Raw genomic sequence first — 23,503 nt, forward strand, 5'->3', positions numbered from 1 at the left:
AGAGTTCCCAGTGGCCGAGCTGTTCTACGAGAACGACGCCGACCTGTCCATCATCCAGAACCGCAAGGTCGCGGTCATCGGTTACGGCAGCCAGGGTCACGCCCACGCGCTGTCGCTCCGCGACTCGGGCGTCGACGTCGTCGTCGGTCTGCACGAGGGCTCCAAGTCCAAGGCCAAGGCCGAGGAGCAGGGTCTGAAGGTCCTGCCCGTCGCCGAGGCGGCCGCCTGGGCGAACGTCATCATGATCCTGACGCCGGACCCGCTCCAGGCCGAGATCTACACCGAGTCGATCGAGCAGCACCTGAACGAGGGCGACGCGCTCTTCTTCGGTCACGGCTTCAACGTGCGTTACGGCTTCATCGCGCCCCCGGCCAACGTGGACGTGGCCCTCGTCGCGCCGAAGGGCCCGGGTCACCTGGTCCGCCGTCAGTACGAGGAAGGCCGCGGCGTGCCCTGCATCGCCGCCGTCGAGCAGGACTTCACCGGCTCCGCGTTCCAGCTCGCGCTCTCCTACGCGGCCGGTATCGGCGGTACCCGTGCGGGTGTCATCAAGACCACCTTCACCGAGGAGACCGAGACCGACCTGTTCGGTGAGCAGGCCGTTCTCTGCGGTGGCGCTTCGGCTCTGGTCAAGGCCGGTTTCGAGACCCTGACCGAGGCCGGCTACCAGCCGGAGATCGCGTACTTCGAGTGCCTGCACGAGCTGAAGCTCATCGTGGACCTGATGTACGAAGGCGGCCTGGAGAAGATGCGCTGGTCGGTCTCCGAGACCGCCGAGTGGGGCGACTACATCACCGGTCCCCGGATCATCACGGACGCCACCAAGGCCGAGATGAAGAAGGTCCTCGCGGAGATCCAGAACGGCGAGTTCGCCAACACCTGGATGGCCGAGTACAAGGCCGGTCTGCCGAAGTACAACGAGTACAAGAAGGCCGACGAGGCCCACCTCCTCGAGACCACCGGCAAGAAGCTCCGCAAGCTGATGAGCTGGGTCGACAACGACGAGAGCTGATCTCGCGCGTGGCGGGGCCGGGACGGTGCGTCCCGGCCCCGCCGCACCGCACCACCTGCACGCGGAATGCGGCCTCCTGGAGGCCCGCTTGTCCACCCCGGCCAATCACGGACGGGTGATCCTTCCGTAGCGGCGGAAATCCTTCCCGATTCCGCCACTACACTGCTCAACACAACGCGTCAGGCCCACAGTGTCGTGCGTCTTCCACGCGGCTACCCCCTCCACCGCCTGCGGCCGTCGGGACGGCCGTCCGCACTGGACTTGTGAGGACCCACGTGAGCTCGAAACCTGTCGTACTCATTGCCGAAGAGCTGTCGCCGGCGACCGTCGAGGCGCTCGGCCCGGATTTCGAGATCCGGCACTGCAACGGCGCCGACCGCGCTGAGCTGCTCCCCGCGATCGTGGACGTGGACGCCATCCTGGTCCGCTCCGCGACCAAGGTCGACGCCGAGGCCATCGCCGCCGCGAAGAAGCTGAGGGTCGTCGCCCGCGCCGGAGTCGGTCTGGACAACGTAGACGTCTCCGCCGCCACCAAGGCCGGCGTGATGGTCGTGAACGCCCCGACCTCCAACATCGTCACCGCCGCCGAGCTGGCCTGTGGCCTCCTCGTCGCCACCGCGCGCCACATTCCGCAGGCCAACACCGCGCTGAAGAACGGCGAGTGGAAGCGGAACAAGTACACGGGCGTCGAGCTCAGCGAGAAGACCCTCGGTGTCGTCGGCCTCGGCCGCATCGGCGTCCTGGTCGCCCAGCGCATGTCGGCCTTCGGCATGAAGATCGTCGCGTACGACCCCTACGTGCAGCCCGCGCGCGCCGCCCAGATGGGCGTCAAGATGCTGACGCTGGACGAGCTCCTCGAGGTCGCCGACTTCATCACCGTGCACCTGCCCAAGACCCCCGAGACCCTCGGTCTCATCGGGGACGAGGCCCTGCACAAGGTGAAGCCGTCCGTGCGCATCGTCAACGCCGCCCGCGGCGGGATCGTGGACGAGGCCGCGCTGTACTCGGCCATCAAGGAGGGCCGCGTCGCCGGCGCCGGCCTCGACGTGTACGCGAAGGAGCCCTGCACGGACTCCCCGCTGTTCGAGCTCGACCAGGTCGTCTGCACCCCGCACCTCGGCGCGTCCACGGACGAGGCCCAGGAGAAGGCCGGTGTCTCGGTCGCCAAGTCGGTGCGCCTCGCGCTCGCCGGCGAGCTCGTTCCGGACGCGGTCAACGTCCAGGGCGGCGTCATCGCCGAGGACGTCCGTCCGGGCCTGCCGCTCGCCGAGAAGCTCGGCCGCATCTTCACCGCGCTGGCGGGCGAGGTCGCGGTCCGTCTCGACGTCGAGGTTTGCGGCGAGATCACCCAGCACGACGTCAAGGTGCTCGAACTCTCCGCGCTCAAGGGTGTTTTCGAGGACGTCGTCGACGAGACGGTCTCCTACGTCAACGCCCCGCTGTTCGCGCAGGAGCGCGGCGTCGAGGTCCGTCTGACCACCTCCTCGGAGTCCCCGGACCACCGCAACGTGGTGACCGTCCGCGGCACCCTGTCGGACGGCCAGGAGGTGTCGGTCTCCGGCACGCTCGTGGGCCCGAAGCACCTTCAGAAGATCGTCGGCATCGGCGAGTACGACGTGGACCTGGCGCTCGCCGACCACATGGTCGTCCTGCGCTACACCGACCGCCCGGGCGTGGTCGGCGCTGTCGGCCGCATCCTCGGTGAGGCCGGCCTGAACATCGCGGGCATGCAGGTCGCCCGCGCCGAGGAGGGCGGCGAGGCCCTCGCGGTCCTCACGGTCGACGCCGAGGCTCCGGCGAACGTGCTCGCGGACATCGCCACCGAGATCGGCGCCGTCTCGGCACGCACGGTCAGCCTCGGCTGATCCAGCGCCAGTAGGCATACGCGAAGGGCCCGGGGGTTTCCCCGGGCCCTTTCGTGTGTACGGCGCCTACTGCCCTACGGGGCTCAGTGCGCGAGCGCTTCGCCCGCCTCCGCCCGCTCCGCCCCGGCCGGGGCGGGTGCTCCGCGGCCCCGCAGCAGGACCGTGGCGAGCACCGCCGCCGCGAGGAGCAGGACCGTACCGCCCCAGGCCGCGTACTGCATTCCGTGGACGAAGGCCTCGCGGGCCAGGGTCAGGACCTGTCCGCCCGGTGCGCCGCCGAGCTGCTGCGCCGCGGCGACGGCTCCGCCCAGGGTCTCCCGTACGGCGGGCTCGGAGTCCGCGAGGTCCGAGCGGTAGACGGCGGTGCCGAGGCTGCCCAGGACGGCCATCCCGAGGGCGCCGCCGAACTCCTGGCCGGTCTCCAGCAGGGAGGCGGCGGAGCTGGCCTTCTCGGCGGGGGCGGCGCCGAGCGCCATGTCGGAGACCAGGGACATCACGGTGACGATGCCGCTGGCCAGGACGCCGGCGCCGGTCAGCAGCAGCCACAGGGAGTCCGTGCCGACCAGGCTGATCAGGGCGAACCCGGCGGCGGCGAGGACGAAGCCGCCGGCGATGACGTAGGCCCGGTCGGTCTTCTGGGCGAGCACGGCGCTGACCGGGGCGGCGGCGCCGATGAGGACGGACGGCGCCAGGCTCCAGAGGGCGGCTTCGAGCGTTCCCATGCCGAGCACCGACTGCAGGTACTGGGTGTTGAAGTAGGCCGAGCCCATCATGGCGAAGGCGGCGATGGTGTTCAGGCCGATGCCGGCGCCGAAGCCGCGGACCCGGAAGAGGGCCCGGGAGACCATGGCGTCGTCACGGGTGCGCTGGCGGCGGAGGAAGGCGTATCCGAAGGCCAGGCCGGCGGCGATGCAGGCGGCGTAGAGCGGGCTGAAGCCCTCGGCGGCGATCTCCTTGAGGCCGTAGACCACCGGCAGTACGGCGGCCATGGACAGGGGCACGCTCAGCAGGTCGAAGCGGCCGGGGGCCGGGTCCTTGAACTCGGGGACCAGGACCGGGACCAGGGCGAGCAGGAGCAGCATCGCGGGCACGTTGATCAGGAAGACGGAGCCCCACCAGAAGTGGTTCAGCATCACGCCGCTCAGCACCGAGCCCAGCGCGATGCCGCCGGTCATGGCGCCGGACCAGATGGCGATGGCCTTGCCGCGCTGCTTGTCGTCCTGGAAGAGGTTGCGCACCAGGGCGAGCGTGGAGGGCATCAGGGTCGCGCCGCCGATGCCGAGCAGGACGCGGGCCGCGATGAGCATTTCGGCGCTGGAGGCGTAGGCCGCGGCGACGGAGGCGAGTCCGAAGGCCGCCGCGCCGATCAGCAGGAGCTTGCGGCGGCCGATCCGGTCCCCGAGCGAGCCCATCGTGATCAGCAGGCCGGAGAGGGCGAAGGCGTAGCTGTCGAAGATCCAGAGCTGCTGGGTGGAGCTGGGGTCGAGCTCCCGGGTGATGGCCGGGATGGCGAAGTAGAGGACGGAGACGTCCATCGAGACCAGGAGCAGGGGGAGCACGAGAACGGTGAAGGCGATCCATTCCCGGCGACCGGCGAGACGTGCTGCGGGGTTCGTCATGAGCAGTAATGTACAAGCGTCATAAACCTCTGTCTAGTACGTCTGTATAGATTTCTGGGACGGTTGTCTTATACGGATGTCTTGCTACCGTGGAGCCATGGGACATCGCGAAGATCTGCTGGAAGGCGCCAAGGAGTGCCTGGTCGAGAAGGGTTTCGTGCGCACGACCGCACGCGACATCGTCAAGGCCTCGGGCGCGAATCTGGCCTCCATCGGCTATCACTACGGCTCCAAGGACGCGCTCCTGACGCAGGCGTTCATCGCCTTGGTCGAGGAGTGGGGCGACCGGTTCACGGCCGGTGTGACCGGTGAGGGCGGCTCGCTGGAGCGCTTCCGTTCCGTGTGGGACGGCGTGCACGCCGGGCACGAGAAGTCGGGCCCGATCTGGGCGGCCAGCATGGAGGTCGCACTGACCCGGGAGCGGCTGCCGGAGCTGCGGGCGCTGCTCGCCGCCTCGCAGGGGGAGGGGCGCAAGGGGCTGGTCTCGATGTTCACCGGCGTGCCCGAGGAGCAGGTGACCGAGGACGAGCTGCGGACGACCGGCGCCTTCTACCAGGCCCTGCTCAACGGGTTCATGCTCCAGTGGCTCTTCGACCCGGAGTCGGCCGCGAGCCCGGCGGAGCTGACCGAGGGGATGCGGCGGGCGGCGGAGGCGATGGCGAAGGCGCCGGCGGCCGAGGCGGCCGCGGCGAAGCCGGACGCGGGCTGAGTCGAGCCGGACGCGGGCTGAGCGGAGCCGGACGCGGGCTGAGCCGGCCTTCTCCTGCCCCGGAACTACCCGTGCAGCCTGGCCGCCTTGAGGGACATGTGGAGCAGCAGCCGGTCCTCGCCCTCGTCCAGGTCCAGGCCGGTCAGCTGTTCCACTCGGGCGAGGCGGTAGTACAGGGTCTGGCGGTGGATGCCCAGGGCCGCCGCCGCGCGGCCCGCCTGCCCGGCGGAGTCCAGGAACACCTCGGCGGTCCGCGCCAGTTCGGTGTGGGCGGGGCCGAGAAGGGTGCGGGCCACCGGGTCGTCCAGGGCCTCCGCGGTCACGGAGGCCAGCATCCGGTAGGGCCCGATCGCGGACCACTGCGCGACCGGTCCCAGCCGCGGCTGCGCGATGGCGGCCCGCGCCGCCGCGGCGGCCTGCTGCCAGGCGGTCGGCAGCCCGGCGAGGGTCCGCAAGGGGTCGGACACCCCGGCGGTGACCCCGGCCGCGGCGCCAGCAGCGCCCGGCCCCGCCGTCGCGCGGGGCAGCAGGCGGGAGACGGCCGTCAGGGCCGGAGCCAGGGCGTCCGTGCCGCGGAGCCGGACCAGCACCGCCAGCGAACGCCCGGACGGGCCGCTGCCACCGGCCGGGCCGTCCGCGCCGGGCTCCTCCTCCGCGACTCCCCGCCAGGGGGCCACGCAGACCGCCGCCGCGCCGGGGACCGACGCCGGAGCCTCCCCGGGCCACGGGCTCACGCACACCGCCGCATGAGGTCCGTCGGCCCCCGGACCGAGTGCCACCCGTAGCGCCGCCACCGCCATGTCCTGCTGCCAGCCGCGCCCGGCGGTGAGCACCGCGCGGAACTCCCGGGACAGGTCGGCCCCCGCGCGGGCCTCCTCCGCGAGGAGGATCCCGATCCGCTGGGCCACCTCCATGGCCGCGGACAGCGCCCCCGCGTCGATGCCGGGCTCCTGGTCGAGGAGCCACACGTAGCCCTGGACGATGCCGCGGTAGCGCACCGGCAGGCAGATCCGGCCCCGGAAGACCCCGGCCTCCGGGGCCGCCGGGATCCGGACGGGGCCGGAGGCGCGGGCGATGCCGAAGCCCTCGAACCAGGACCGGACGGCCGCCGTGGACTGGCGGGTGAGGATCGAGCGGGTCCGTACCGGGTCCATGGCGGAGTCGTCGTCGCTGTCGTGGGCGCCGAAGGCGATGAGGCGGAAGTCCCGGTTCTCCAGCGTCGCCGGAGCGCCGAGCAGCGCCGAGATCTCGTCCACCAGGTCCTGGTAATCGCCCTTCACGCGGATATTCTCCCACCTCGCGACCGGGTCTTCAGACAGATGTATGAGATCCGGGCCACGGATGCGTGACAGCTGTCGATGGCAGAGGATCGTGGAGATCCCTAGGTTTCACGGTGGTTTTACTTGCGTTTTCCTGATGGCCGCCGTCGTCCCGGCATCGGCCTTTTGTCGGCTTCTGCCCGCCACCCGTTGGAGGTACCCGTGCTGGGTCCCGTGATCCTCGCCGCCTCACGCAGCGACAAGATGCGCCGCATCGTCTCCGCCGCCCCGGTGACCAAGCCCGTGGTGAATCGGTTCATCCCCGGTGAGACGGTCGATCAGGTCATCCCGATCGTCGAGGACCTCACGGGCAAGGGACTGGAGGTGACCCTCGACGTCGTCGGCGAGGACATCACCGCCGTGGAGCAGTCGCACGCCGCCCGCGACGCCTACCTCCAGCTCATCGAGCAGCTCGCCCACCTGGGCCTCGGCGAGACCGTCGAGATGTCCGTGAAGCTGTCGATGTTCGGCCAGGCGCTGGAAGGCGGCCACGAGCTCGCCCTCGCCAACGTGCGCCCGGTCGTCGAGGCCGCCGCCGCCATCGGCACCACCGTCACCCTGGACGCCGAGGACCACACCACCCTCGACTCGATGTTCGCCATCCACGAGGAGCTGCGCCGCGAGTTCCCGCAGACCGGCTGCGTGATCCAGGCGTACCTCTTCCGCACCGAGGCCGACGCCCGGCGCCTGGCCGCCGCGGGCAGCCGCGTACGGATCGTCAAGGGCGCCTACAAGGAGCCCGCCGAGGTCGCGTACCAGGACAAGGCCGAGATCGACAAGGCGTACGTCCGCATCATGAAGATCCTGATGGAGGGCGAGGGCTACCCGATGATCGGGTCCCACGACCCGCGCCTGATCGCCATCGGCCAGGAGCTCGCCCGCCAGGCGGGGCGCAAGCTCGACGAGTACGAGTTCCAGATGCTGTACGGCATCCGCGGCGAGGAACACCTGCGGCTGGCCGCGGAGGGCCACCGGATGCGCGTCTACACGGCGTACGGGACGGACTGGTACGGCTACTTCATGCGGCGCCTCGCCGAGAAGCCGGCCAACCTGCTCTTCTTCCTCCGCTCGATGATCACCAAGAACTAGGCACCCCGCCAGCTCAAGGCCCCTCCTCACCCCCCCAGCTCAAGGAGTTACCAGCCCCATGGATGCTGTGACCCAGGTCCCCGCGCCGGTCAACGAGCCGGTCCACTCGTACGCCCCCGGCACCCCGGAGCGCGCGCGCCTCGAGACGCAGCTCAAGCAGCTGTCCGAGAACCCGATCGACCTCCCGATGACCATCAACGGCGTCAAGCGGATGGGCGGCGGCGAGCGCTTCGACGTCGTGCAGCCGCACGACCACAAGTCGGTCATCGGCACCTACGCGAACGCCACCCAGGCCGACGCCCAGGAAGCCGTCGACGCCGCCCTGGCCGCCGCCCCGGCCTGGCGCGCGATGTCCTTCGACGACCGCGCCGCGATCATCCTGCGCGCCGCCGAGCTGCTGTCCGGTCCGTGGCGCGAGAAGCTGGCCGCGTCCACCATGCTCGGCCAGTCGAAGACCGCGCAGCAGGCCGAGATCGACACCCCGTGCGAGCTCGTCGACTTCTGGCGCTTCAACGTCCACTTCGCCCGCCAGATCCTGGCCGAGCAGCCCGGCGCGAACTCCGCCGGCGTGTGGAACCGCAGCGACCACCGCCCGCTCGAGGGCTTCGTCTACGCGATCACCCCGTTCAACTTCACGGCCATCGCCGGCAACCTGCCGACTGCCCCCGCCCTGATGGGCAACGTGGTCGTCTGGAAGCCCTCCCCGACGCAGACCCACTCCGCGGTCCTCCTCATGGAGCTGCTGGAAGCGGCCGGCCTGCCCAAGGGCGTCATCAACCTGGTGACCGGCGACGGCATCGCCGTCTCCGACGTGGCGCTGACCCACCCGGAGCTCGCGGGCATCCACTTCACCGGTTCGACCAAGACCTTCCAGTACCTGTGGAAGACGGTCGGCACCAACATCGAGAAGTACAAGTCCTACCCGCGCCTCGTCGGCGAGACCGGCGGCAAGGACTTCGTCGTCGCGCACCCGTCCGCGGACCGCGCGATCCTCAAGACCGCCCTGACCCGCGGTTCCTTCGAGTACCAGGGCCAGAAGTGCTCGGCGTCCTCGCGCGCCTACGTCCCGGCCTCGATCTGGAACGACGGCTTCAAGGAGGCCTTCGCGGCCGAGGTCGACGGCATCACCATGGGCGACGTCCGCGACCTGACGAACTTCATCGGCGCGGTCATCGACGAGCGCTCCTTCGCGAAGAACAAGGCCGCCATCGACCGGGCCATCGCCGACCCGACCTGCGAGATCGTCGCGGGCGGCACGTACGACGACTCCAAGGGCTACTTCGTCCGCCCGACCGTCATCGCGTGCACCGACCCGTCGAACGAGGTCTTCACGACCGAGTACTTCGGCCCGATCCTGGCGATCCACGTCTACGAGGACGCCGAGTTCGACGCGATGCTGGAGCAGATGGAGTCCGTCTCGGCGTACGCCCTGACCGGCGCCGTCATCGCGCAGGACCGCTACGCGGCCGCCGACGCGATGGAGAAGCTCCGCTTCGCGGCGGGCAACTTCTACATCAACGACAAGTCGACCGGCGCCGTCGTCGGCCAGCAGCCCTTCGGCGGCGGCCGCGCCTCGGGCACCAACGACAAGGCGGGCGCGGCGACCAACCTGCAGCGCTGGACCTCGACCCGCTCCATCAAGGAGACCCTGGTCCCGCCGACCGAGTACGGCTACCCCCACATGGGCTGACCCCAGCCCCGCTGAACCCCGCCCCCGCTCCGGTACCCCCAAGTCCGGAGCGGGGGCGGTTTCCATTTCCCGGCGGCCGCGGCCCTACGGGACGAGCACCACCTTGCCGAGGTTGCGGCGCTGCTCGATCAGAGCGTGCGCCCGGGCCGCCTCGGCGAGGGGGATCTCCTCGTGCACGGCGGTGCGCAGGGTGCCCGCGTCGCGCAGTTCCCACAGCTCGCGCCGCCAGCGCTCGTACAGCGCGGGCTTGCCGGTGGCGATCGCCCGCATCTGGAAGCCGATCACCGAGGCACCGCGGAGCAGGAGCTCGTACGCCTCGACCGTGCCGCCGCCCGAGCCGAAGGCCACAAGCCGGCCGCCGGTGGCCAGCGCCCGGACGGCGGGGCCGAGCAGGTCTCCGCCGACGCCGTCGAGGATCACGTCGTACGGGGCTCCCCAGTCGGCGTCCCCGTACAGGACGACCTCGTCGGCGCCCAGGCCCCGTACGAACTCCGCCTTGTCGGCGCTGCTCACGGCGGCGACGACGCGGCCCGCCCCGCCGGCCCTGGCGAACTGCAGGGCGAGCGTCCCCACGGCGCTGGCGGCCGCCGTGACCAGGACCGACTCCCCGGGCCGCACGCCCGCGGCCTCGTACGCGCCGCGCGCCACCAGCCCGCTGCGGACCAGGGCGACCGCCTCGACGGCGCTCGCGCCGTCCGGGATCGGGGAGGTCATCGCGGTGTTCAGGAGGGCGAACTCGGCGTAGGCGTCGGCGAAGCACAGCCCCGTGACGCGGTCGCCCACGGCGAAGGCGGTGACCCCCTCGCCGGTGGCGGCCACGCGCCCGGCCACCTCGCCGCCGAACGGCATCGGCTCGCTGCCCTCCCGGACCTTGCGGACGGTGGGCAGGGTCACCCCGATCGCCTCGGTCCGCAGGAGCACCTCACCGGGTCCCGGCTCGGGTACGGCGGCGTCCTCGGCGAAGAGGACTTCGGGGCCGCCGTTGACCTCGTAGCGGATGCGGAGCACGCGGGACCTCCCGTTGTCGATCTTGTACGAGGTCCCACGGTAACTTCGCGCGGCGCCCCGCGGCCCGGCGCCCTAGACCTCCACCAGGACCTGGTCCAGCGACTTGCGGACCAGGTCCGGGACCTCGCAGTCGTCTGCCGGATATCCGACCGGGATGACCGCGAAGGCCTTCTCGTTCTCGGGGCGGTCCAGGACGTGGGAGAGGAAGCGCATCGGGCTCGGGGTGTGGATCAGGGCGGCCAGGCCCGACAGGTGGAGCGCGGACAGGAGCATGCCGACCGCGATGCCGACCGACTCGTCCACGTAGTAGTGCTTGTGCTTCGTACCGTCCTCGCCGAGCCAGTAGCGCTGCTGGAAGACCACGATCAGGGCCGGGGCGTCGGTGAGGTGGGTCTTCACCGCATCCGTACCGATCGGGCGCAGGGCCGCGAGCCACTCGTCGCCGAGGCGGCCGTCGTAGGACAGCTGCTCCTCCTGCTCGGCGGCCGCCCGGATCTGCTCCCGCACGGCCGGGTCCTTGACCAGGACGAAGGTCCACGGCTGCTGGTGCGCCCCCGAAGGCGCGGTCGCGGCGCACGCGACGGCGTCCCGGACCACCTGCTCGGGCACCGGGTCGGGGGAGAAGTGGCGTACGGTCCTGCGCTCGTCCATCCGCACCCGCAACTCGGCGGCGCGCGCGAGGGATTCGGGCGCCGGCATCCGCTCGGGCCGGTAGGGGGCGGGACGGTACGGCTGGCCGTGGATCGGGGTCCACTGCTGGGTATCGGGAGACATGGGCCGAGTCTGCCGAGGCAATGGTCCAGACCGCCATACCCGCGTCGGCCGAATCCGGCCGGTGGGCGATATTCCCTGTCCGCATAGCGGAGCCGAGTGGCGGGGGAGCCCGCTCGGTACGATCGCGCCATGGGTGACTGGGACGCACGGGCCGTACGGGCCAGGCTGCGGCAGATGGCGTCGGAGGATCCGGAGGCCGCCCGCCACGGGGCCGGGAGCCACCGCTACGAGCTGGCCGCGCCGCTCTCCGAGGCGGAGATCCGCGCCTTCGAGGCGGAGCACGGGTGCAGGCTGCCCGCGGAGTACCGCTCGTTCCTCGCGACCGTGGGCGACGGCCCGGCCGGTCCCGCGTACGGGCTGATGCCGCTGACCACCCCGCACCCGGGGGCCGATGCGGACGGGGCCGCGCAGGGGGAGTGGGAGGACGACCGCCGGCCGGGCCGAATGGCGGCCCCCTGCCCTCTGCTGGAGCCGCGGCCCTTCGACGAGGGCCGGACCTTCGACCCGGACGAGGGCCTGACGCTCGGCACGCTCGTACTCGCCGACCACGGCTGCGGAATGTACTCGCGGCTCGTCCTCAACGGACCTCTGACCGGCCAGGTCTGGCACCTGGACCAGGACTTCGGCAGCTGCGCGCCAGAAGGCCCCGACTTCCGCTCCTGGTACACCGCCTGGCTGGAGGGGGCGCGATGAACGGCGGGCGGGCCGTGTTCCTGCGGCACACCGCGCAGCTCGCCGAGGGGGAGATGGGGCGGGTGCGGGAGCTGCTCGACGCCGTCTTCGAAGGGGATTTCTCCGACGAGGACTTCGAGCACGCGCTCGGCGGGATGCACGCGCTGGTGTACGAGGGCGGGGAGCTCCTCGCGCACGGCAGTGTCGTGCAGCGGCGGGTGCTGCACGCAGGGCGGGCGCTGCGGGTCGGGTACGTCGAGGCCGTGGCCGTGCGGGGCGACCGGCGGCGGTGCGGGCTCGGCGGGGTGGTGATGGAGGGGGTTGAGGGCGTCGTCGCGCGGGCCTACGAACTCGGGGCGCTCAGCGCCTCCGCCGCCGGGGCGCGGCTCTACGCCGGTCGGGGGTGGGAGGTGTGGGGCGGGGAGATCGGGGTGCTCGGACCGCGGGGGCCCGAGCGGCTCGCCGAGGAGGAGGGGTCGACGTACGTGTGGGGGCCGCCCGGCGGCGGGGTCCTGCTCGATCCCGCCGCCGGGCCGCTCCGCTTCGACTGGAGGAACGGGGACGTGCTGTAGGGGAGTCAGGACCCCGAGATGCTCGGTGCGCCCGATTCGATGTGGCCCGTGTAGCGGCGCGACCAGGTGCCGTCGGAGTCGGCCAGGATCGTGAAGTCGTACCAGCCGTTGCTGTAGGCGACCGCGTTGAAGTAGTCCTCGCGGAAGGAGTTCGCCGGGACGGTGTACGTCCACGGGCCGTCCGTGCGGTAGGCGTTCGGGCGGATGGTGAAGGTGACCGGCGAGGCCGAGCTGTTGGTCATCTTGAAGTAGACGGCGGTCTTGCCCGTGCTCGGCTCCACCGCGAAGCGGGACGCGACCTCGATCGACTTGCCGGCCTTCGAGGCGTCGCCGATGAAGCGGCGCAGGAAGCGGTTCGGTCCGTACATCGAGATGTCGTACTTGCCGGAGCCGCTGCCGGTGCCGATGTTGAAGTAGTCCGTGGACGTGGCGCCGACGTCGACCGTGTACTGCCAGGCGGCCGTGTCCCGGTACTGGTGCGGGTGGATCGAGAAGTGCGCCGCCGCCTTGGCCTCCGCGCCCGCGTTCGTCATCGAGAACCAGGCCAGGATCTTGCCGGAGGCCCCGAACTCGAAGCGGTCCAGGTTTCCGTTCACCTGGTACGGAAGGGCGCGCGCGGGCCGCGTCCCGGCCTCCTGCGCCGGCTGCGCGTTGTCCTGCGGCGCCGGGTTGGTGAGCGGGCCGCAGGTCGCCTGGCCGATGACCTTGGCCGTGGACGGGAGGCCCGCGGGGACCCCGTAGACCGGGTGCGCGAAGTCGAAGACGCCCGTCAGGTCGCCGGTGACCTTGCGGCGCCAGGCGCTGATGTTCGGGCAGAGGGCCTGGGTGCCCAGGGCGGTGGTCCACGTCTCCATGAAGCGCAGTACCGAGGTGTGGTCGAAGACCTCGGAGCTCACCCAGCCGCCGCGGGTCCACGGAGACATCACGATCATCGGGACGCGGAAGCCGAGCCCGATCGGGACGCCGTCGATGTACTCGCCGGCCGTGCCGGGCGGGGCGACCGGCGGCGGGACGTGGTCGAAGAAGCCGTCGTTCTCGTCGTAGTTGAGGAAGAGGACGGTGGAGTCGAAGACCTCGGGGTTCGCCGACAGGGCGCGGTAGACCAGGTCCACGAAGTGGGCGCCGTCGCCGGGCGGGGCGTACGGGTGCTCGGAGAAGGCCTCGTTCGCCACGACCCAGGAGACCTGGGGGAGGGTGCCGGCGACCACGTCCGCGCGGATGGCGGCGGCGATGTCGTCGGGGGTGGAGCCGGTGACCTTGGGGACGGAGCCCATGCCGCGGTCCCACAGGGGGTTGCCGGGCTTGGCGTCCGTGAACTTCTTGAAGTAGGCGAGCCCGTTGTCCCCGTAGTTGTCGTCCTTGTTCTGGTAGACCTTCCAGCTCATCCCGGCGCGCTGGAGGGCCTCGGCGTACGTCTCCCAGGTCAGCCCGGACTCGTCGCCGCCGTCCTTGCTGCCGGAGTCGACCTTGCCGCTCCACAGGAAGGTGCGGTTGGGGCCGGTCGCGCTCAGGGTGGAGCAGAAGTAGGCGTCGCAGATCGTGTAGTTGTCGGCGAGGCCGTAGTGGAACGGTATGTCGCCGCGGTCGAGGTAGCCCAGGGTGCGGGTGTTGCCGACACCGGTGACGAAGTTGTCCATGCGGCCCTTGTTCCAGGCCGCGTGCTGCGAGGTCCAGCTGTGCGGGAGGTCGCCGTTGCACTGGGCGAGGGTCTCGCCGTCCACCCCGCCCACGGCCGGGGTGTCGCTGAGCTTCCACGGGTACTGGCGGCCGCCCCAGTTGGGCTGGTTGAACGTGCCCCAGCCGCCCGGGATGTTGCCGGCGGCGCGGTCACTGAAGCCGCGGACACCCTTCAGCTTGCCGAAGTAGTGGTCGAAGCTGCGGTTCTCCTGCATCAGGATCACCACGTGCTTCACGTCGGTGATCGTGCCGGACGCGGCGGCAGCGGCCGCCGACGTCGGCGCGATCGCGGGCAGGGCGGCCCCTGCCATCAGCCCGGCGCCGATTCCCACGAATCCTCTGCGGCTGATCGGTGTCACTGGCTACTCGCCTCCAACTCAAGTGCCCCGCTGGCACATTGACGGCAAGCGTGGCGGCAGCCGGCTCAAAGGTCTACAGCCGTGCGGTAAGAACTCGGTGAACATCCGGGTGGCTGGAATCAGGCTTCGATGCGTACGAGCATCTTGCCCAGATTGTCCCCGCGGAACATGCCCAGGAAGGCGTCCACCGTGTGATCGAATCCCTGTACAACGGTGGTGTCGGTACCGATCCGGCCACTGCGCAGGTGCGGGACTAGGAGGTCTTCCAGCTCCTCCTGCAGATTGGTGTGATTGCGAACCAATACCCCTTCCAGGCGCAGCGACTTGTGTACGACCTCGAAGAGGTTGCGGGGCGCGGCGGGGGAGCGGTCGCCGTTGTACATCGAGATCCCGCCGACCCAGGCGATCCGGCCGAACTCGCGCAGCACGTCGATCGCGCCCTCCAGGTGGTCGCCGCCCACGTTGTCGACGTAGACGTCGATGCCGTCGGGTGCCGCCTTCGCGAGCTGCTCGCCGACCGGCCCGTCGTGGTAGTCGAAGGCCGCGTCGAAGCCGAGGGTCCCGGTGAGGTGGCGGACCTTCGCCGCCGAGCCCGCGCTGCCGATGATCCGGCGGGCGCCGAGGAGCCGGGCGATGTGGCCGGTGGCCGTTCCGACCCCGCCGGCCGCGGCGGAGACGAAGAGGTCCTCGCCCTCGCGCAGGGCCGCGGTGCGGGTCAGGGCGGCGTACGCGGTCAGGCCGGTGCCGCCGAGGATGGAGAGGTACGCCTCCAGCGGGACGCCCTCGTGGCCGCGCAGCTTGCGGGTGCCGCCGGTGCCCAGGGTGACGAGGGCGTGGGTGCGCCAGCCCTCGCGGTGGAAGACCAGGTCGCCCTCGGCGAGTCCGGGGTCGCGGGAGGCCAGGACCCGGCCCACCGAGCGGCCCTCCAGCGGGGCGCCGAGCTCGAAGCCGCCTTCGCCGCCGTCCATCAGCCCGCGGTGGTACGGGTCCACCGAGAGCAGCAGGTTCTCCACCAGGGCGGTACCGGGCCGCGGCTCGGGGACGGAGCTCTGGACGTAGGCGAAGTCCGAGGCGGCGGGGAAGCCGGTCGGTCGGGCGATCTGGTGGACGGCGTGAGCGGTGTTCGTGGTCATGGGGCCGACGCTAGGAGGGAATCACCGGGCCGGGCAGGGGGTTTGGCTCATGGAAGCCGCACACCCATGAATGACGCTCATAGAACGAGGTGAGGGCCGCGTGGCCGAGCTCCTCCCGCAGGAACTGCGGGTCCTGGTCGCCGTCGCCGAGAGCGGCGGCTTCTCCGCCGCGGCCGCCTCGCTGGGCCTCACCCAGTCGGCCGTCTCGCACTCGGTGCGCGGCAGCGAGGCCAAGCTCGGCGCGGTGCTCTTCGAGCGCGGCCGGACCGGCGCCTCGCCCACCCCGGCGGGGCAGCGGGCCGTCGGCCACGCCCGCCGGATCCTGCGGCTCTACGAGGTGATGGGCGCGGAGGCGCGCGGTGCGGGCCGGGCCGCGCCGCACCGGGAGGCCGTGGAGGGCGTGCTGCGCATCGCTGCCTTCCGCAGCGCGGCCCTGCACCTGCTGCCGCCCGTCCTGGGGCGGCTCGCCGCCCTGCACCCCGGCATCCGCCCGGAGGTCCGGGTGGTCCGCGAGATCGGCGCCGGCGCGGCGGGGGAGGTGGCCGCGGGCCGCGCGGACCTGGGCATCGCCACCCTGGGCGTGGCGCAGGGTGTACCGCCCGGCCTGCTGAGCGGGGTGCTCCTGGAGGAGGCGTACGCCCTGGTGCATCCGGCGGGCCATCCCGACCCGAAGGCGCTGCCGCTGATGGACTGGGACGAGAACTGCGGGTCCTACACGCGTGCCTGGTGGCTGGCGCAGGACTGGATCCCGCGGGCGACGGTCAAGGCGGAGGACGACGCGATGGTGCTGACCATGGTCGGCCGGGGGCTCGGCATGGCGATCATGCCCGAGCTGTCCCTCCGGGAGGCGACCGGAGCCGTCGACGTCACCGGTTTGGGCCCGGAGGGGCCGGTGAGACGCGTGGGGTACGTCACCACGCCGGAATCCGCCGCCACCCTCACCGTAAGGGCTCTGATCAGGGAACTCCGTGCCACGAACGGCTGAAATGGGGGTCCCGGAAGCGGCCTTCCGGGCGGTTCGGCGTCTCAGATACTAGGAAGTCCGAGTAATTGCGGGGACATACAGCGGGAGCTGCCCTAGCTTTGTAGAAGCCGAACGTCTCGCCGATCAGGCGAATGGCGGTCGAGAGCGCGCGCCCCATGGCAGGCAACCCCTGTCGCGCACCGCTCCCCGCCTCATCCGGCGCCTTGAAGGAACCCCTCATCCGTGGCCCCGCCACGTTGTGATCTCAAGGAGTCGATCACCATGACGCACACCCCCACCACCGCCGCCCGCCGCGTCCGCCGCTCCGCAGCCGCCGACGCCGACCGCAAGAACGCCGCCGCCGCCCTCCAGCGGGCGCTGGACCGGCGCGACAACGGCGGCTCGACCGGCCACTGAGCACACCCCCGGGCGCGCCCTCGGGCGTGCCCGGCCCCGGACATATCGCGTCCACATCGTGGACGCCATATGTCTGAGGGATGGGACAAGGAGTACGGTTCCACCATGTCGACCAGCATCAATCTCGCAGTGATCCCCGGTGATGGCATCGGCCAGGAAGTCGTGGCTCAGGGCCTCAAGGTCCTTACCGCGGTCCTGCCCCAGGATGTGAAGCTGGAGACCAAGGAATACGACCTCGGCGCCCAGCGCTGGCACCGCACCGGTGAGACCCTCCCGGAAGCGGAGCTCGAAGCCCTCAAGCACCACGACGCGATCCTGCTGGGCGCCATCGGCGACCCCTCGGTCCCGTCCGGGGTCCTCGAGCGCGGTCTGCTGCTGAAGCTCCGCTTCGCCTTCGACCACTTCATCAACCTGCGCCCGTCGAAGCTCTTCCCGAACACGGCCACCCCGCTCGCCGGCCGTCCGGAGATCGACTTCGTCGTGGTCCGCGAGGGCACCGAAGGCCCGTACACCGGCAACGGCGGCAGCCTGCGCACCGGCACCCCGGCCGAGGTGGCCACCGAGGTCAGCATCAACACGGCCTACGGTGTCGAGCGCGTGGTCCGTGACGCCTACGAGCGGGCCAACAACCGGCCGCGCAAGAAGCTGACGCTGGTCCACAAGAACAACGTCCTCGTGTACGCGGGCCACATGTGGAAGAACATCTTCGACAAGGTCGGCCAGGAGTACCCCGAGGTCACCACCGACTACCTGCACGTCGACGCCGCGACGATCTTCTTCGTCACGCAGCCCGAGCGCTTCGACGTCATCGTCACGGACAACCTCTTCGGTGACATCCTCACCGACCTGGCCGCCGCCGTGACCGGCGGAATCGGCCTGGCCGCCTCCGGGAACATCAACCCGACCGGCGCCTTCCCGTCCATGTTCGAGCCCGTCCACGGCTCGGCCCCGGACATCGCCGGCACCGGCAAGGCGGACCCGACCGCGACGATCCTCTCGGTCGCCCTCCTCCTGCGCCACCTGGGCTACGAGGCCCAGGCCGTCCGCATCGAGGACGCGGTCTCCGCCGACCTCGCCGAGCGCGACGGCACCTTCCGCTCCACCGACGCGATCGGCGACGCCCTCGCCGCGCGAGTAGCCGGCTGACCCGGTAGCCCCACCTCAAGGAAGCCGCCGGGTCGCGACCACCGCACCCGGCGGCTTTTCCTGTGCGGCCCCGGGTGCCACCATCTCCCCTGGGCCGCATTCACCCCGTTTCACCGAAGCCTCCTCCCGCGCGATAATCGAACGCGAGGCCGCGGAATACGGGGAAGCTCGGACGTCCTAGTACGCCGTGAGCGCGGTCCGCCATACACAACCGGTGAAGGACAAGCACTCATGACGACGCCCACGATCGAGCTGAAGCCCTCCTCGAACCCCCTGTCCGCCGCGGAGCGCGAAGCGATCCTGGCGAACCCCGGATTCGGCCGCCACTTCACCGACCACATGGTCACGGTCAAGTGGACCGAGGGCCGCGGCTGGCACGACGCCGAGCTGGTCCCGTACGCGCCGCTGTCGATGGACCCGGCGAACATGACCCTGCACTACGCGCAGACCATCTTCGAGGGCCTCAAGGCGTACAAGCAGCCCGACGGCACCGTCGCCACCTTCCGTCCGCGGGCGAACGCCGAGCGGTTCCAGTCCTCCGCCCGCCGCATGGCGATGCCGGAGCTGCCGGCCGACCTGTTCATCGCCGCCTGCGACGCCCTCATCAAGCAGGACCGCGACTGGGTGCCGGACTCCGGCGAGGCCTCCCTGTACCTGCGGCCCTTCATGTTCGCCAGCGAGGTCGGCCTGGGCGTGCGCCCGGCCAACGAGTTCCTCTTCATCGTCATCGCCTCGCCCGCCGGCGCGTACTTCCCCGGCGGGGTCAAGCCCGTCTCCGTCTGGCTCTCCGAGGAGTACGTCCGCGCCGCCAAGGGCGGCACGGGCGCGGCCAAGACCGGCGGCAACTACGCGGCCTCCCTCGTCGCGCAGGCCCAGGCCGCCGCGCACGGCTGCGACCAGGTGGTCTGGCTCGACGCCGTCGAGCACCGCTGGATCGAGGAGATGGGCGGGATGAACCTGTACTTCGTCTACGCGGACGAGGACGGGTCCCGGCGCATCGTCACCCCCGAGCTCACCGGCTCGCTCCTTCCGGGCATCACCCGCGACTCCCTCCTCACCATCGCCCGCGACCTCGGCTACACCGCCGAAGAGGGCCGGATCACCACCGAGGACTGGAAGCGCGACAACGAGAACGGCACCCTGACCGAGGTCTTCGCCTGCGGCACCGCCGCCGTCATCACCCCGGTCGGCTCGGTCAAGTCCGAGCGCGCCAACTGGACCCAGGGCAACGGTGAGCCCGGCGAGGTCACCATGAAGCTCCGCAAGGCGCTCCTGGACCTCCAGACCGGCCACGCCGCCGACACCCACGGCTGGATGCACCCGCTCGGCTAGCAGCCGCCCTCCCCGTACGCACGAAGGCCCGTACCCCCTCGATCAAAGGGGTACGGGCCTTCGTGCGTACGGGGAGCCCTGCCAGGGGTCCCGTGGGGTGGCCGGCTGCTACGCGGCCACCGGCTCCTCCGAGGCCGTGGGGGCCCCGGCGGTGACGGGTGCCTTCTCGCCGGCGGTCAGGGCCGCGTAGACCAGGCCGCCGGCCAGGCCGGAGAGGACGAAGGAGCAGTCCACTCCGCCGGTCAGGGCCAGCAGCGGGCCCTCGTAGAACGGGGTGGTCACGGCGAGCAGGCCGACGCCCGCGCCGATGGCCCAGGAGAGGGTGGCCTTGAGGTTCCAGCCGTTGCGGTACCAGTAGATCCCGCCCACCGAGCGGCGGTTGAAGACCTGGAGGGCGTCGGCGTCGTACTGCCCGCGGCAGCGGACGTAGCCGGTGAGGGTGATCACGGCCCACGGGGTGCCGATCGCGGTCAGCACCAGCACGAAGGAGGTCATCGCAGACTGGACGTTCCACTCGAAGGAGCCGACGAACACGAAGGCGGTGGCGACGGCGGCGGCGATCACGGTGGCCTTGGTGCGGGTGGCCTTGGGGACGATCGCGTCGAGGTCGAGGCCCATGGAGTACAGCATCAGCCCGGCGTTGCCCACCGACCCGGCCGCGGCGGCGACGAGCAGCGGGACCAGGTACCAGAGCGGCGAGGCGGCCACGAGCGGACCGGCGTAGTCCTCGGCGCCGGCGCGGGCGGCCAGCGCGGTGTAGGTGCCGAAGAGCTGCGGGATCAGCAGGCCGATCAGCAGCCCGAAGCCGGTGGCCCAGAGCACCTTGCGGGAGCTGTGCTTCGCGGGCGAGATGTAGCGGGTGTAGTCGCCGAGCAGGGTGATGAAGGCGACGGGCCCGCTGAGTCCGGCGGCGACGGCGGCGAGCAGCCAGGTCGGCCAGAAGGAGCCCAGCAGGTAGGTGTCCACGGGCGCGGCGGCGGTGAAGTCCGGGGCGTAGGCGTAGATGCCGATGGCCAGCAGGATCACCATGCCGATGGACAGCACCTTGCTCATGCGCAGCAGCAGCCGGTAGCCGAAGACGGCTCCGACGACGGTACACGCGGCGAGTACGCCGTACATCACGGCCCGGGAGACGCCGGTGTCCGGCAGCCCCGTGAGCCGGGAGAGCGCGCCGACCATGACGTCGCCGCCGATCCACAGGGTCAGGGCGGTGTAGCCGAGCGAGAGCAGCAGACCGACCACGGAGCCGACGAGTCGGCCGCGTACGCCGAACTGGGCTCCGCTGGAGGTGGAGAGGTTGGTCGCCGTGCGCAGGGACACGAGCGCCAGCGGCGCGGTGACGGCGATTCCGACGACGGTGCCGGTCACGATGGCGGTGAGCGACGGCCACAGACCCAGTCCGAAGGACGGGGGCAGCCAGCCGAAGACGATCACACCGAGGCAGAGATTGGAGCCGAGGAGGATCGAGATCAGGTCACGGGGACCGCTCGTTCGCTCCTCTTCCGGGATGGTGTCGACTCCGCGCTGTTCGATGGGCATGGGGGGACTCCCTTGGCAGGGCGGGGGGTGGCAAAGCATTGTTTGAGCGACACTCAATGTGACCTAAGGCCTGGTCCCAGGTCAATGCTTCATTGCGGAGAAATGAAGAGTTAGAGTGATGCTCTAACCCATCGACTCAAAGGGTGGTGGATCGGCGTGCGGCTGACCCCTACGGAGCGCGACCGGCTGCTGCTCCGCAGCGCTGCGGAACTGGCCAGGGCCCGACGGGCCCGCGGACTCAAACTCAACGTCCCGGAGGCGACCGCGCTCATCGCGGACACCGTCTGCGAGGCCGCGCGCGACGGCAAGCGGCTGGCGGAGGCCATCGAGGAGGCCCGCTCCGTGCTGGGCCCGGATGACGTCCTGCCCGGCGTCAGCGACGTGGTCACCGAGGTGCACGTGGAGGCCGTCTTCGACGACGGATCCCGCCTCGCCGTGGTCTCCTCCCCGATCCGGGGCGCCCTCGGACTGGGCGAGAACGCCCCCGGCGCGGTCGTGCCCGGCCCCGGCGCCCCCCAGCCGGAGCCCACCGTCCACCTCCACGTGCGCAACACCGCCTCCGTGCCGGTGAGCGTCACCTCCCACTTCCACTTCTTCGAGGCCAACCCGCGCCTCGACTTCGACCGCGCGGCGGCGTACGGCATGCGCCTGTGCGTACCGGCGGGCTCCTCCGTACGGTTCGACCCGCACGGCGAGGGTGAAGTCGGCCTCGTCCCCATCGGCGGGGACCGCATCGCGATCGGCTTCGCGGGGCTGGTCGACGGACCGCTGGACGCGCCCGGCGCGAAGGCCGAGGCCCTGCGCCGCGCGGCGGCCTGCGGCTACCTCGGCACCGAGATCACCGACGTCGTGGACGGAGACCAGGCGTGAGCAAGCAGACCCGGCACAGCGACCACTGCGCACCTGGCAGCCGGCACATCGACCCGCACGAGTACGCCTCCGTCTTCGGCCCCCGCGCCGGGGACCGGGTCCGCCTCGGCGACTCCGGGCTGACCGTGCGCGTGGAGTCCGATTCCCAGAAGCCCGGGGACGAGTTCCTGGCCGGCTTCGGCAAGACCGCCCGCGACGGCCTGCACCTCAAGGCCGCCGCCGTCCGCGACACCTGCGACGTCGTGATCAGCAACGTCCTGGTCATCGACGCCGTCCTCGGCATCCGCAAGGTCTCCATCGGCATCCGCGAAGGCCGCATCCACGCGATCGGCCGGGCCGGAAACCCCGACACCCTCGACGGGGTGGACGTGGTCGTCGGCACGGGCACGTCGATCGTCTCCGGCGAGGGCATGATCGCCACCGCCGGCGCCGTCGACACCCACGTCCACCTGCTCTCCCCGCGCATCATGGAGGCCTCGCTCGCCGCGGGCGTCACCACGATCATCGGCCAGGAGTTCGGCCCGGTCTGGGGCGTGGGCGTCAACTCCCCGTGGGCGCTCAAGCACGCCTTCAACGCCTTCGACGCCTGGCCCGTCAACATCGGCTTCCTGGCCCGCGGTTCCTCCTCGGACCCGGCCCCGCTGATCGAGGCCCTCGCCGAGGGCGGCGCCTCCGGCTTCAAGGTGCACGAGGACATGGGCGCCCACACCCGCGCCCTGGACACCGCCCTGCGCGTGGCCGAGGAGTACGACGTACAGGTCGCCCTGCACAGCGACGGCCTCAACGAGTGCCTCTCCGTCGAGGACACCCTGCGCGTCCTGGACGGCCGCACCATCCACGCCTTCCACATCGAGGGCTGCGGAGGCGGACACGTCCCCAACGTCCTGAAGATGGCCGGCGTCCCGAACGTCATCGGCTCTTCCACCAACCCGACCCTGCCCTTCGGCCGGGACGCGGTCGCCGAGCACTACGGGATGATCGTCTCGGTCCACGACCTGAAGCCGGACCTGCCCGGCGACGCCGCCATGGCCCGCGACCGGATCCGCGCCGGCACGATGGGCGCCGAAGACGTGCTCCACGACCTGGGCGCCATCGGGATCACCTCCTCCGACGCCCAGGGCATGGGTCGCGCCGGCGAGACCATCCGGCGCACCTTCGCGATGGCCGCCAAGATGAAGGGCGAGCTGGGCCCGCTGGCCGGCGACGGCGAGGGCGACGACAACGCCCGCGTGCTGCGCTACATGGCGAAGCTGACCATCAACCCGGCCATCGCCCACGGCCTGGCCCACGAGATCGGCTCCATCGAGGTCGGCAAGCTCGCCGACATCGTGCTGTGGCGCCCGCAGTTCTTCGGCGCCAAGCCGCAGCTGGTCCTCAAGTCCGGCTTCCCGGCCTACGGGGTCACCGGCGACCCCAACGCCGCCACCGACACCTGTGAACCGCTGGTCCTCGGCCCGCAGTTCGGCTCGTACGGGGCCACCGCCGCCGATATCTCCGTCGCCTTTGTCTCGGCCGCCGCGGCGGCCCTGGGCAGCGACGAGATGCCGACCCGCCGCCGCCGCGTAGCCGTCCGCGGCACCCGCGGCATCGGCCCCGGCGACCTCCTCCTGAACTCCCGGGTGGGCGCGGTCGATGTGGACGCGCGCAGCGGCCTCGTCTCCCTCGACGGGGAACCGCTGCGCTCCGAAGCGGCCGATTCGGTCTCCCTCAACCGCCTGTACTTCTTGTAAGCCGTTA

Annotated in this window: 20 protein-coding genes; 13 read left to right on the forward strand and 7 right to left on the reverse strand. The window is 71.2% G+C overall.

From position 1 onward, the window contains the following. The first annotated feature begins 10 nt into the window (after nucleotides 1–10). Nucleotides 11–1,012: a ketol-acid reductoisomerase gene (gene ilvC / locus OHU74_RS25610; RefSeq protein ID WP_371618043.1), complete on the forward strand. Its 1,002-nt coding sequence runs from the start codon at nucleotides 11–13 to the stop codon at nucleotides 1,010–1,012. Between the two features lie 275 nt (nucleotides 1,013–1,287). After that, a complete protein-coding gene (serA, locus tag OHU74_RS25615) occupies nucleotides 1,288–2,877 on the forward strand; it encodes a phosphoglycerate dehydrogenase (RefSeq protein ID WP_371618044.1) in 1,590 nt (529 codons plus the stop codon). 83 nt (nucleotides 2,878–2,960) lie between these two features. On the opposite strand, the gene OHU74_RS25620 is transcribed toward serA, so the two are convergent. Next, nucleotides 2,961–4,496, reverse strand: a complete 1,536-nt coding sequence (locus OHU74_RS25620) for an MFS transporter (RefSeq protein WP_371618045.1) — start codon at nucleotides 4,494–4,496, stop codon at nucleotides 2,961–2,963. A 97-nt stretch (nucleotides 4,497–4,593) separates the two neighbouring features. Here OHU74_RS25620 and OHU74_RS25625 point away from each other — a divergent pair, with 97 nt between their 5' ends. Continuing rightward, nucleotides 4,594–5,205, forward strand: coding sequence for a TetR/AcrR family transcriptional regulator (locus OHU74_RS25625; RefSeq protein WP_371618046.1), 612 nt, complete (start codon nucleotides 4,594–4,596; stop codon nucleotides 5,203–5,205). Between the two features lie 65 nt (nucleotides 5,206–5,270). Here OHU74_RS25625 and OHU74_RS25630 read toward each other — a convergent pair whose 3' ends face one another. Further along, nucleotides 5,271–6,485, reverse strand: coding sequence for a PucR family transcriptional regulator (locus OHU74_RS25630; protein ID WP_371618047.1), 1,215 nt, complete (start codon nucleotides 6,483–6,485; stop codon nucleotides 5,271–5,273). A 201-nt stretch (nucleotides 6,486–6,686) separates the two neighbouring features. Here OHU74_RS25630 and OHU74_RS25635 point away from each other — a divergent pair, with 201 nt between their 5' ends. Both OHU74_RS25635 and pruA read left to right on the forward strand, forming a co-directional pair. Next, the gene (locus OHU74_RS25635) at nucleotides 6,687–7,613 is read left to right on the forward strand and encodes a proline dehydrogenase family protein (protein WP_371618048.1); all 927 of its coding nucleotides are present in this window, start codon (nucleotides 6,687–6,689) and stop codon (nucleotides 7,611–7,613) included. A 58-nt stretch (nucleotides 7,614–7,671) separates the two neighbouring features. Continuing rightward, nucleotides 7,672–9,303 carry an L-glutamate gamma-semialdehyde dehydrogenase gene (pruA, locus tag OHU74_RS25640; RefSeq protein WP_371618049.1) on the forward strand — a complete coding sequence of 544 codons (1,632 nt, stop codon included), beginning with the start codon at nucleotides 7,672–7,674 and terminating at the stop codon, nucleotides 9,301–9,303. A gap of 84 nt (nucleotides 9,304–9,387) precedes the next feature. On the opposite strand, the gene OHU74_RS25645 is transcribed toward pruA, so the two are convergent. Both OHU74_RS25645 and OHU74_RS25650 read right to left on the reverse strand, forming a co-directional pair. Then, the gene (locus tag OHU74_RS25645) at nucleotides 9,388–10,311 is read right to left on the reverse strand and encodes a zinc-binding alcohol dehydrogenase family protein (RefSeq protein WP_371618050.1); all 924 of its coding nucleotides are present in this window, start codon (nucleotides 10,309–10,311) and stop codon (nucleotides 9,388–9,390) included. A 72-nt stretch (nucleotides 10,312–10,383) separates the two neighbouring features. Next, nucleotides 10,384–11,085: a nitroreductase family protein gene (locus OHU74_RS25650; RefSeq protein ID WP_371618051.1), complete on the reverse strand. Its 702-nt coding sequence runs from the start codon at nucleotides 11,083–11,085 to the stop codon at nucleotides 10,384–10,386. 129 nt (nucleotides 11,086–11,214) lie between these two features. On the opposite strand from OHU74_RS25650, the gene OHU74_RS25655 reads away from it, so the two are divergent. Beyond that, nucleotides 11,215–11,778, forward strand: a complete 564-nt coding sequence (locus tag OHU74_RS25655; protein ID WP_371618052.1) for an SMI1/KNR4 family protein — start codon at nucleotides 11,215–11,217, stop codon at nucleotides 11,776–11,778. Next, a complete protein-coding gene (locus OHU74_RS25660; protein ID WP_371618053.1) occupies nucleotides 11,775–12,329 on the forward strand; it encodes a GNAT family N-acetyltransferase in 555 nt (184 codons plus the stop codon). Before OHU74_RS25655 ends, OHU74_RS25660 begins: the two co-directional genes overlap by 4 nt. A 5-nt stretch (nucleotides 12,330–12,334) precedes the next feature. Here OHU74_RS25660 and OHU74_RS25665 read toward each other — a convergent pair whose 3' ends face one another. Continuing rightward, entirely contained in the window at nucleotides 12,335–14,365 is a 2,031-nt protein-coding gene (locus OHU74_RS25665) for a phosphocholine-specific phospholipase C (protein WP_371618054.1), read from the reverse strand. 119 nt (nucleotides 14,366–14,484) lie between these two features. Then, on the reverse strand, nucleotides 14,485–15,498 hold the full coding sequence (locus tag OHU74_RS25670; RefSeq protein ID WP_371618055.1) for an NADP-dependent oxidoreductase: 1,014 nt from the start codon (nucleotides 15,496–15,498) through the stop codon (nucleotides 14,485–14,487). 70 nt (nucleotides 15,499–15,568) lie between these two features. On the opposite strand from OHU74_RS25670, the gene OHU74_RS25675 reads away from it, so the two are divergent. The 4 genes from OHU74_RS25675 (at nucleotide 15,569) to OHU74_RS25690 (ending at nucleotide 19,357) form a co-directional block, all read left to right on the forward strand. Further along, nucleotides 15,569–16,483 (forward strand): LysR family transcriptional regulator, encoded by a 915-nt coding sequence (locus OHU74_RS25675; RefSeq protein WP_371618056.1) that lies wholly within the window; start codon nucleotides 15,569–15,571, stop codon nucleotides 16,481–16,483. A 261-nt stretch (nucleotides 16,484–16,744) separates the two neighbouring features. Next, the gene (locus tag OHU74_RS25680) at nucleotides 16,745–16,879 is read left to right on the forward strand and encodes a hypothetical protein (protein ID WP_371618057.1); all 135 of its coding nucleotides are present in this window, start codon (nucleotides 16,745–16,747) and stop codon (nucleotides 16,877–16,879) included. A 105-nt stretch (nucleotides 16,880–16,984) separates the two neighbouring features. Next, nucleotides 16,985–18,025, forward strand: coding sequence for a 3-isopropylmalate dehydrogenase (locus OHU74_RS25685; RefSeq protein ID WP_371618058.1), 1,041 nt, complete (start codon nucleotides 16,985–16,987; stop codon nucleotides 18,023–18,025). Nucleotides 18,026–18,256: 231 nt separating this feature from the next. Further along, nucleotides 18,257–19,357 carry a branched-chain amino acid aminotransferase gene (locus OHU74_RS25690; protein ID WP_371618059.1) on the forward strand — a complete coding sequence of 367 codons (1,101 nt, stop codon included), beginning with the start codon at nucleotides 18,257–18,259 and terminating at the stop codon, nucleotides 19,355–19,357. A 108-nt stretch (nucleotides 19,358–19,465) separates the two neighbouring features. On the opposite strand, the gene OHU74_RS25695 is transcribed toward OHU74_RS25690, so the two are convergent. Next, entirely contained in the window at nucleotides 19,466–20,896 is a 1,431-nt protein-coding gene (locus OHU74_RS25695; protein ID WP_371618060.1) for a cytosine permease, read from the reverse strand. A 156-nt stretch (nucleotides 20,897–21,052) separates the two neighbouring features. On the opposite strand from OHU74_RS25695, the gene ureA reads away from it, so the two are divergent. Both ureA and OHU74_RS25705 read left to right on the forward strand, forming a co-directional pair. Then, nucleotides 21,053–21,766: an urease subunit gamma gene (gene ureA / locus OHU74_RS25700; protein WP_371618061.1), complete on the forward strand. Its 714-nt coding sequence runs from the start codon at nucleotides 21,053–21,055 to the stop codon at nucleotides 21,764–21,766. 47 nt (nucleotides 21,767–21,813) lie between these two features. Beyond that, nucleotides 21,814–23,496, forward strand: a complete 1,683-nt coding sequence (locus tag OHU74_RS25705; RefSeq protein ID WP_330301076.1) for an urease subunit alpha — start codon at nucleotides 21,814–21,816, stop codon at nucleotides 23,494–23,496. Nucleotides 23,497–23,503: the final 7 nt, after the last annotated feature.

This window comes from Streptomyces sp. NBC_00454, from assembly GCF_041434015.1.
Lineage (GTDB): Bacteria > Actinomycetota > Actinomycetes > Streptomycetales > Streptomycetaceae > Streptomyces.

Coding starts and splice junctions, on each gene's coding strand:
- OHU74_RS25620 (WP_371618045.1), bottom strand. CDS start 4,496: ATGACGAACCCCGCAGCACGTCTCGCCGGTCGCCGGGAATGGATCGCC.
- OHU74_RS25625 (WP_371618046.1), top strand. CDS start 4,594: ATGGGACATCGCGAAGATCTGCTGGAAGGCGCCAAGGAGTGCCTGGTC.
- pruA (WP_371618049.1), top strand. CDS start 7,672: ATGGATGCTGTGACCCAGGTCCCCGCGCCGGTCAACGAGCCGGTCCAC.
- OHU74_RS25650 (WP_371618051.1), bottom strand. CDS start 11,085: ATGTCTCCCGATACCCAGCAGTGGACCCCGATCCACGGCCAGCCGTAC.
- OHU74_RS25655 (WP_371618052.1), top strand. CDS start 11,215: ATGGGTGACTGGGACGCACGGGCCGTACGGGCCAGGCTGCGGCAGATG.
- OHU74_RS25660 (WP_371618053.1), top strand. CDS start 11,775: ATGAACGGCGGGCGGGCCGTGTTCCTGCGGCACACCGCGCAGCTCGCC.
- OHU74_RS25670 (WP_371618055.1), bottom strand. CDS start 15,498: ATGACCACGAACACCGCTCACGCCGTCCACCAGATCGCCCGACCGACC.
- OHU74_RS25675 (WP_371618056.1), top strand. CDS start 15,569: ATGACGCTCATAGAACGAGGTGAGGGCCGCGTGGCCGAGCTCCTCCCG.
- OHU74_RS25680 (WP_371618057.1), top strand. CDS start 16,745: ATGACGCACACCCCCACCACCGCCGCCCGCCGCGTCCGCCGCTCCGCA.
- OHU74_RS25685 (WP_371618058.1), top strand. CDS start 16,985: ATGTCGACCAGCATCAATCTCGCAGTGATCCCCGGTGATGGCATCGGC.
- OHU74_RS25690 (WP_371618059.1), top strand. CDS start 18,257: ATGACGACGCCCACGATCGAGCTGAAGCCCTCCTCGAACCCCCTGTCC.
- OHU74_RS25695 (WP_371618060.1), bottom strand. CDS start 20,896: ATGCCCATCGAACAGCGCGGAGTCGACACCATCCCGGAAGAGGAGCGA.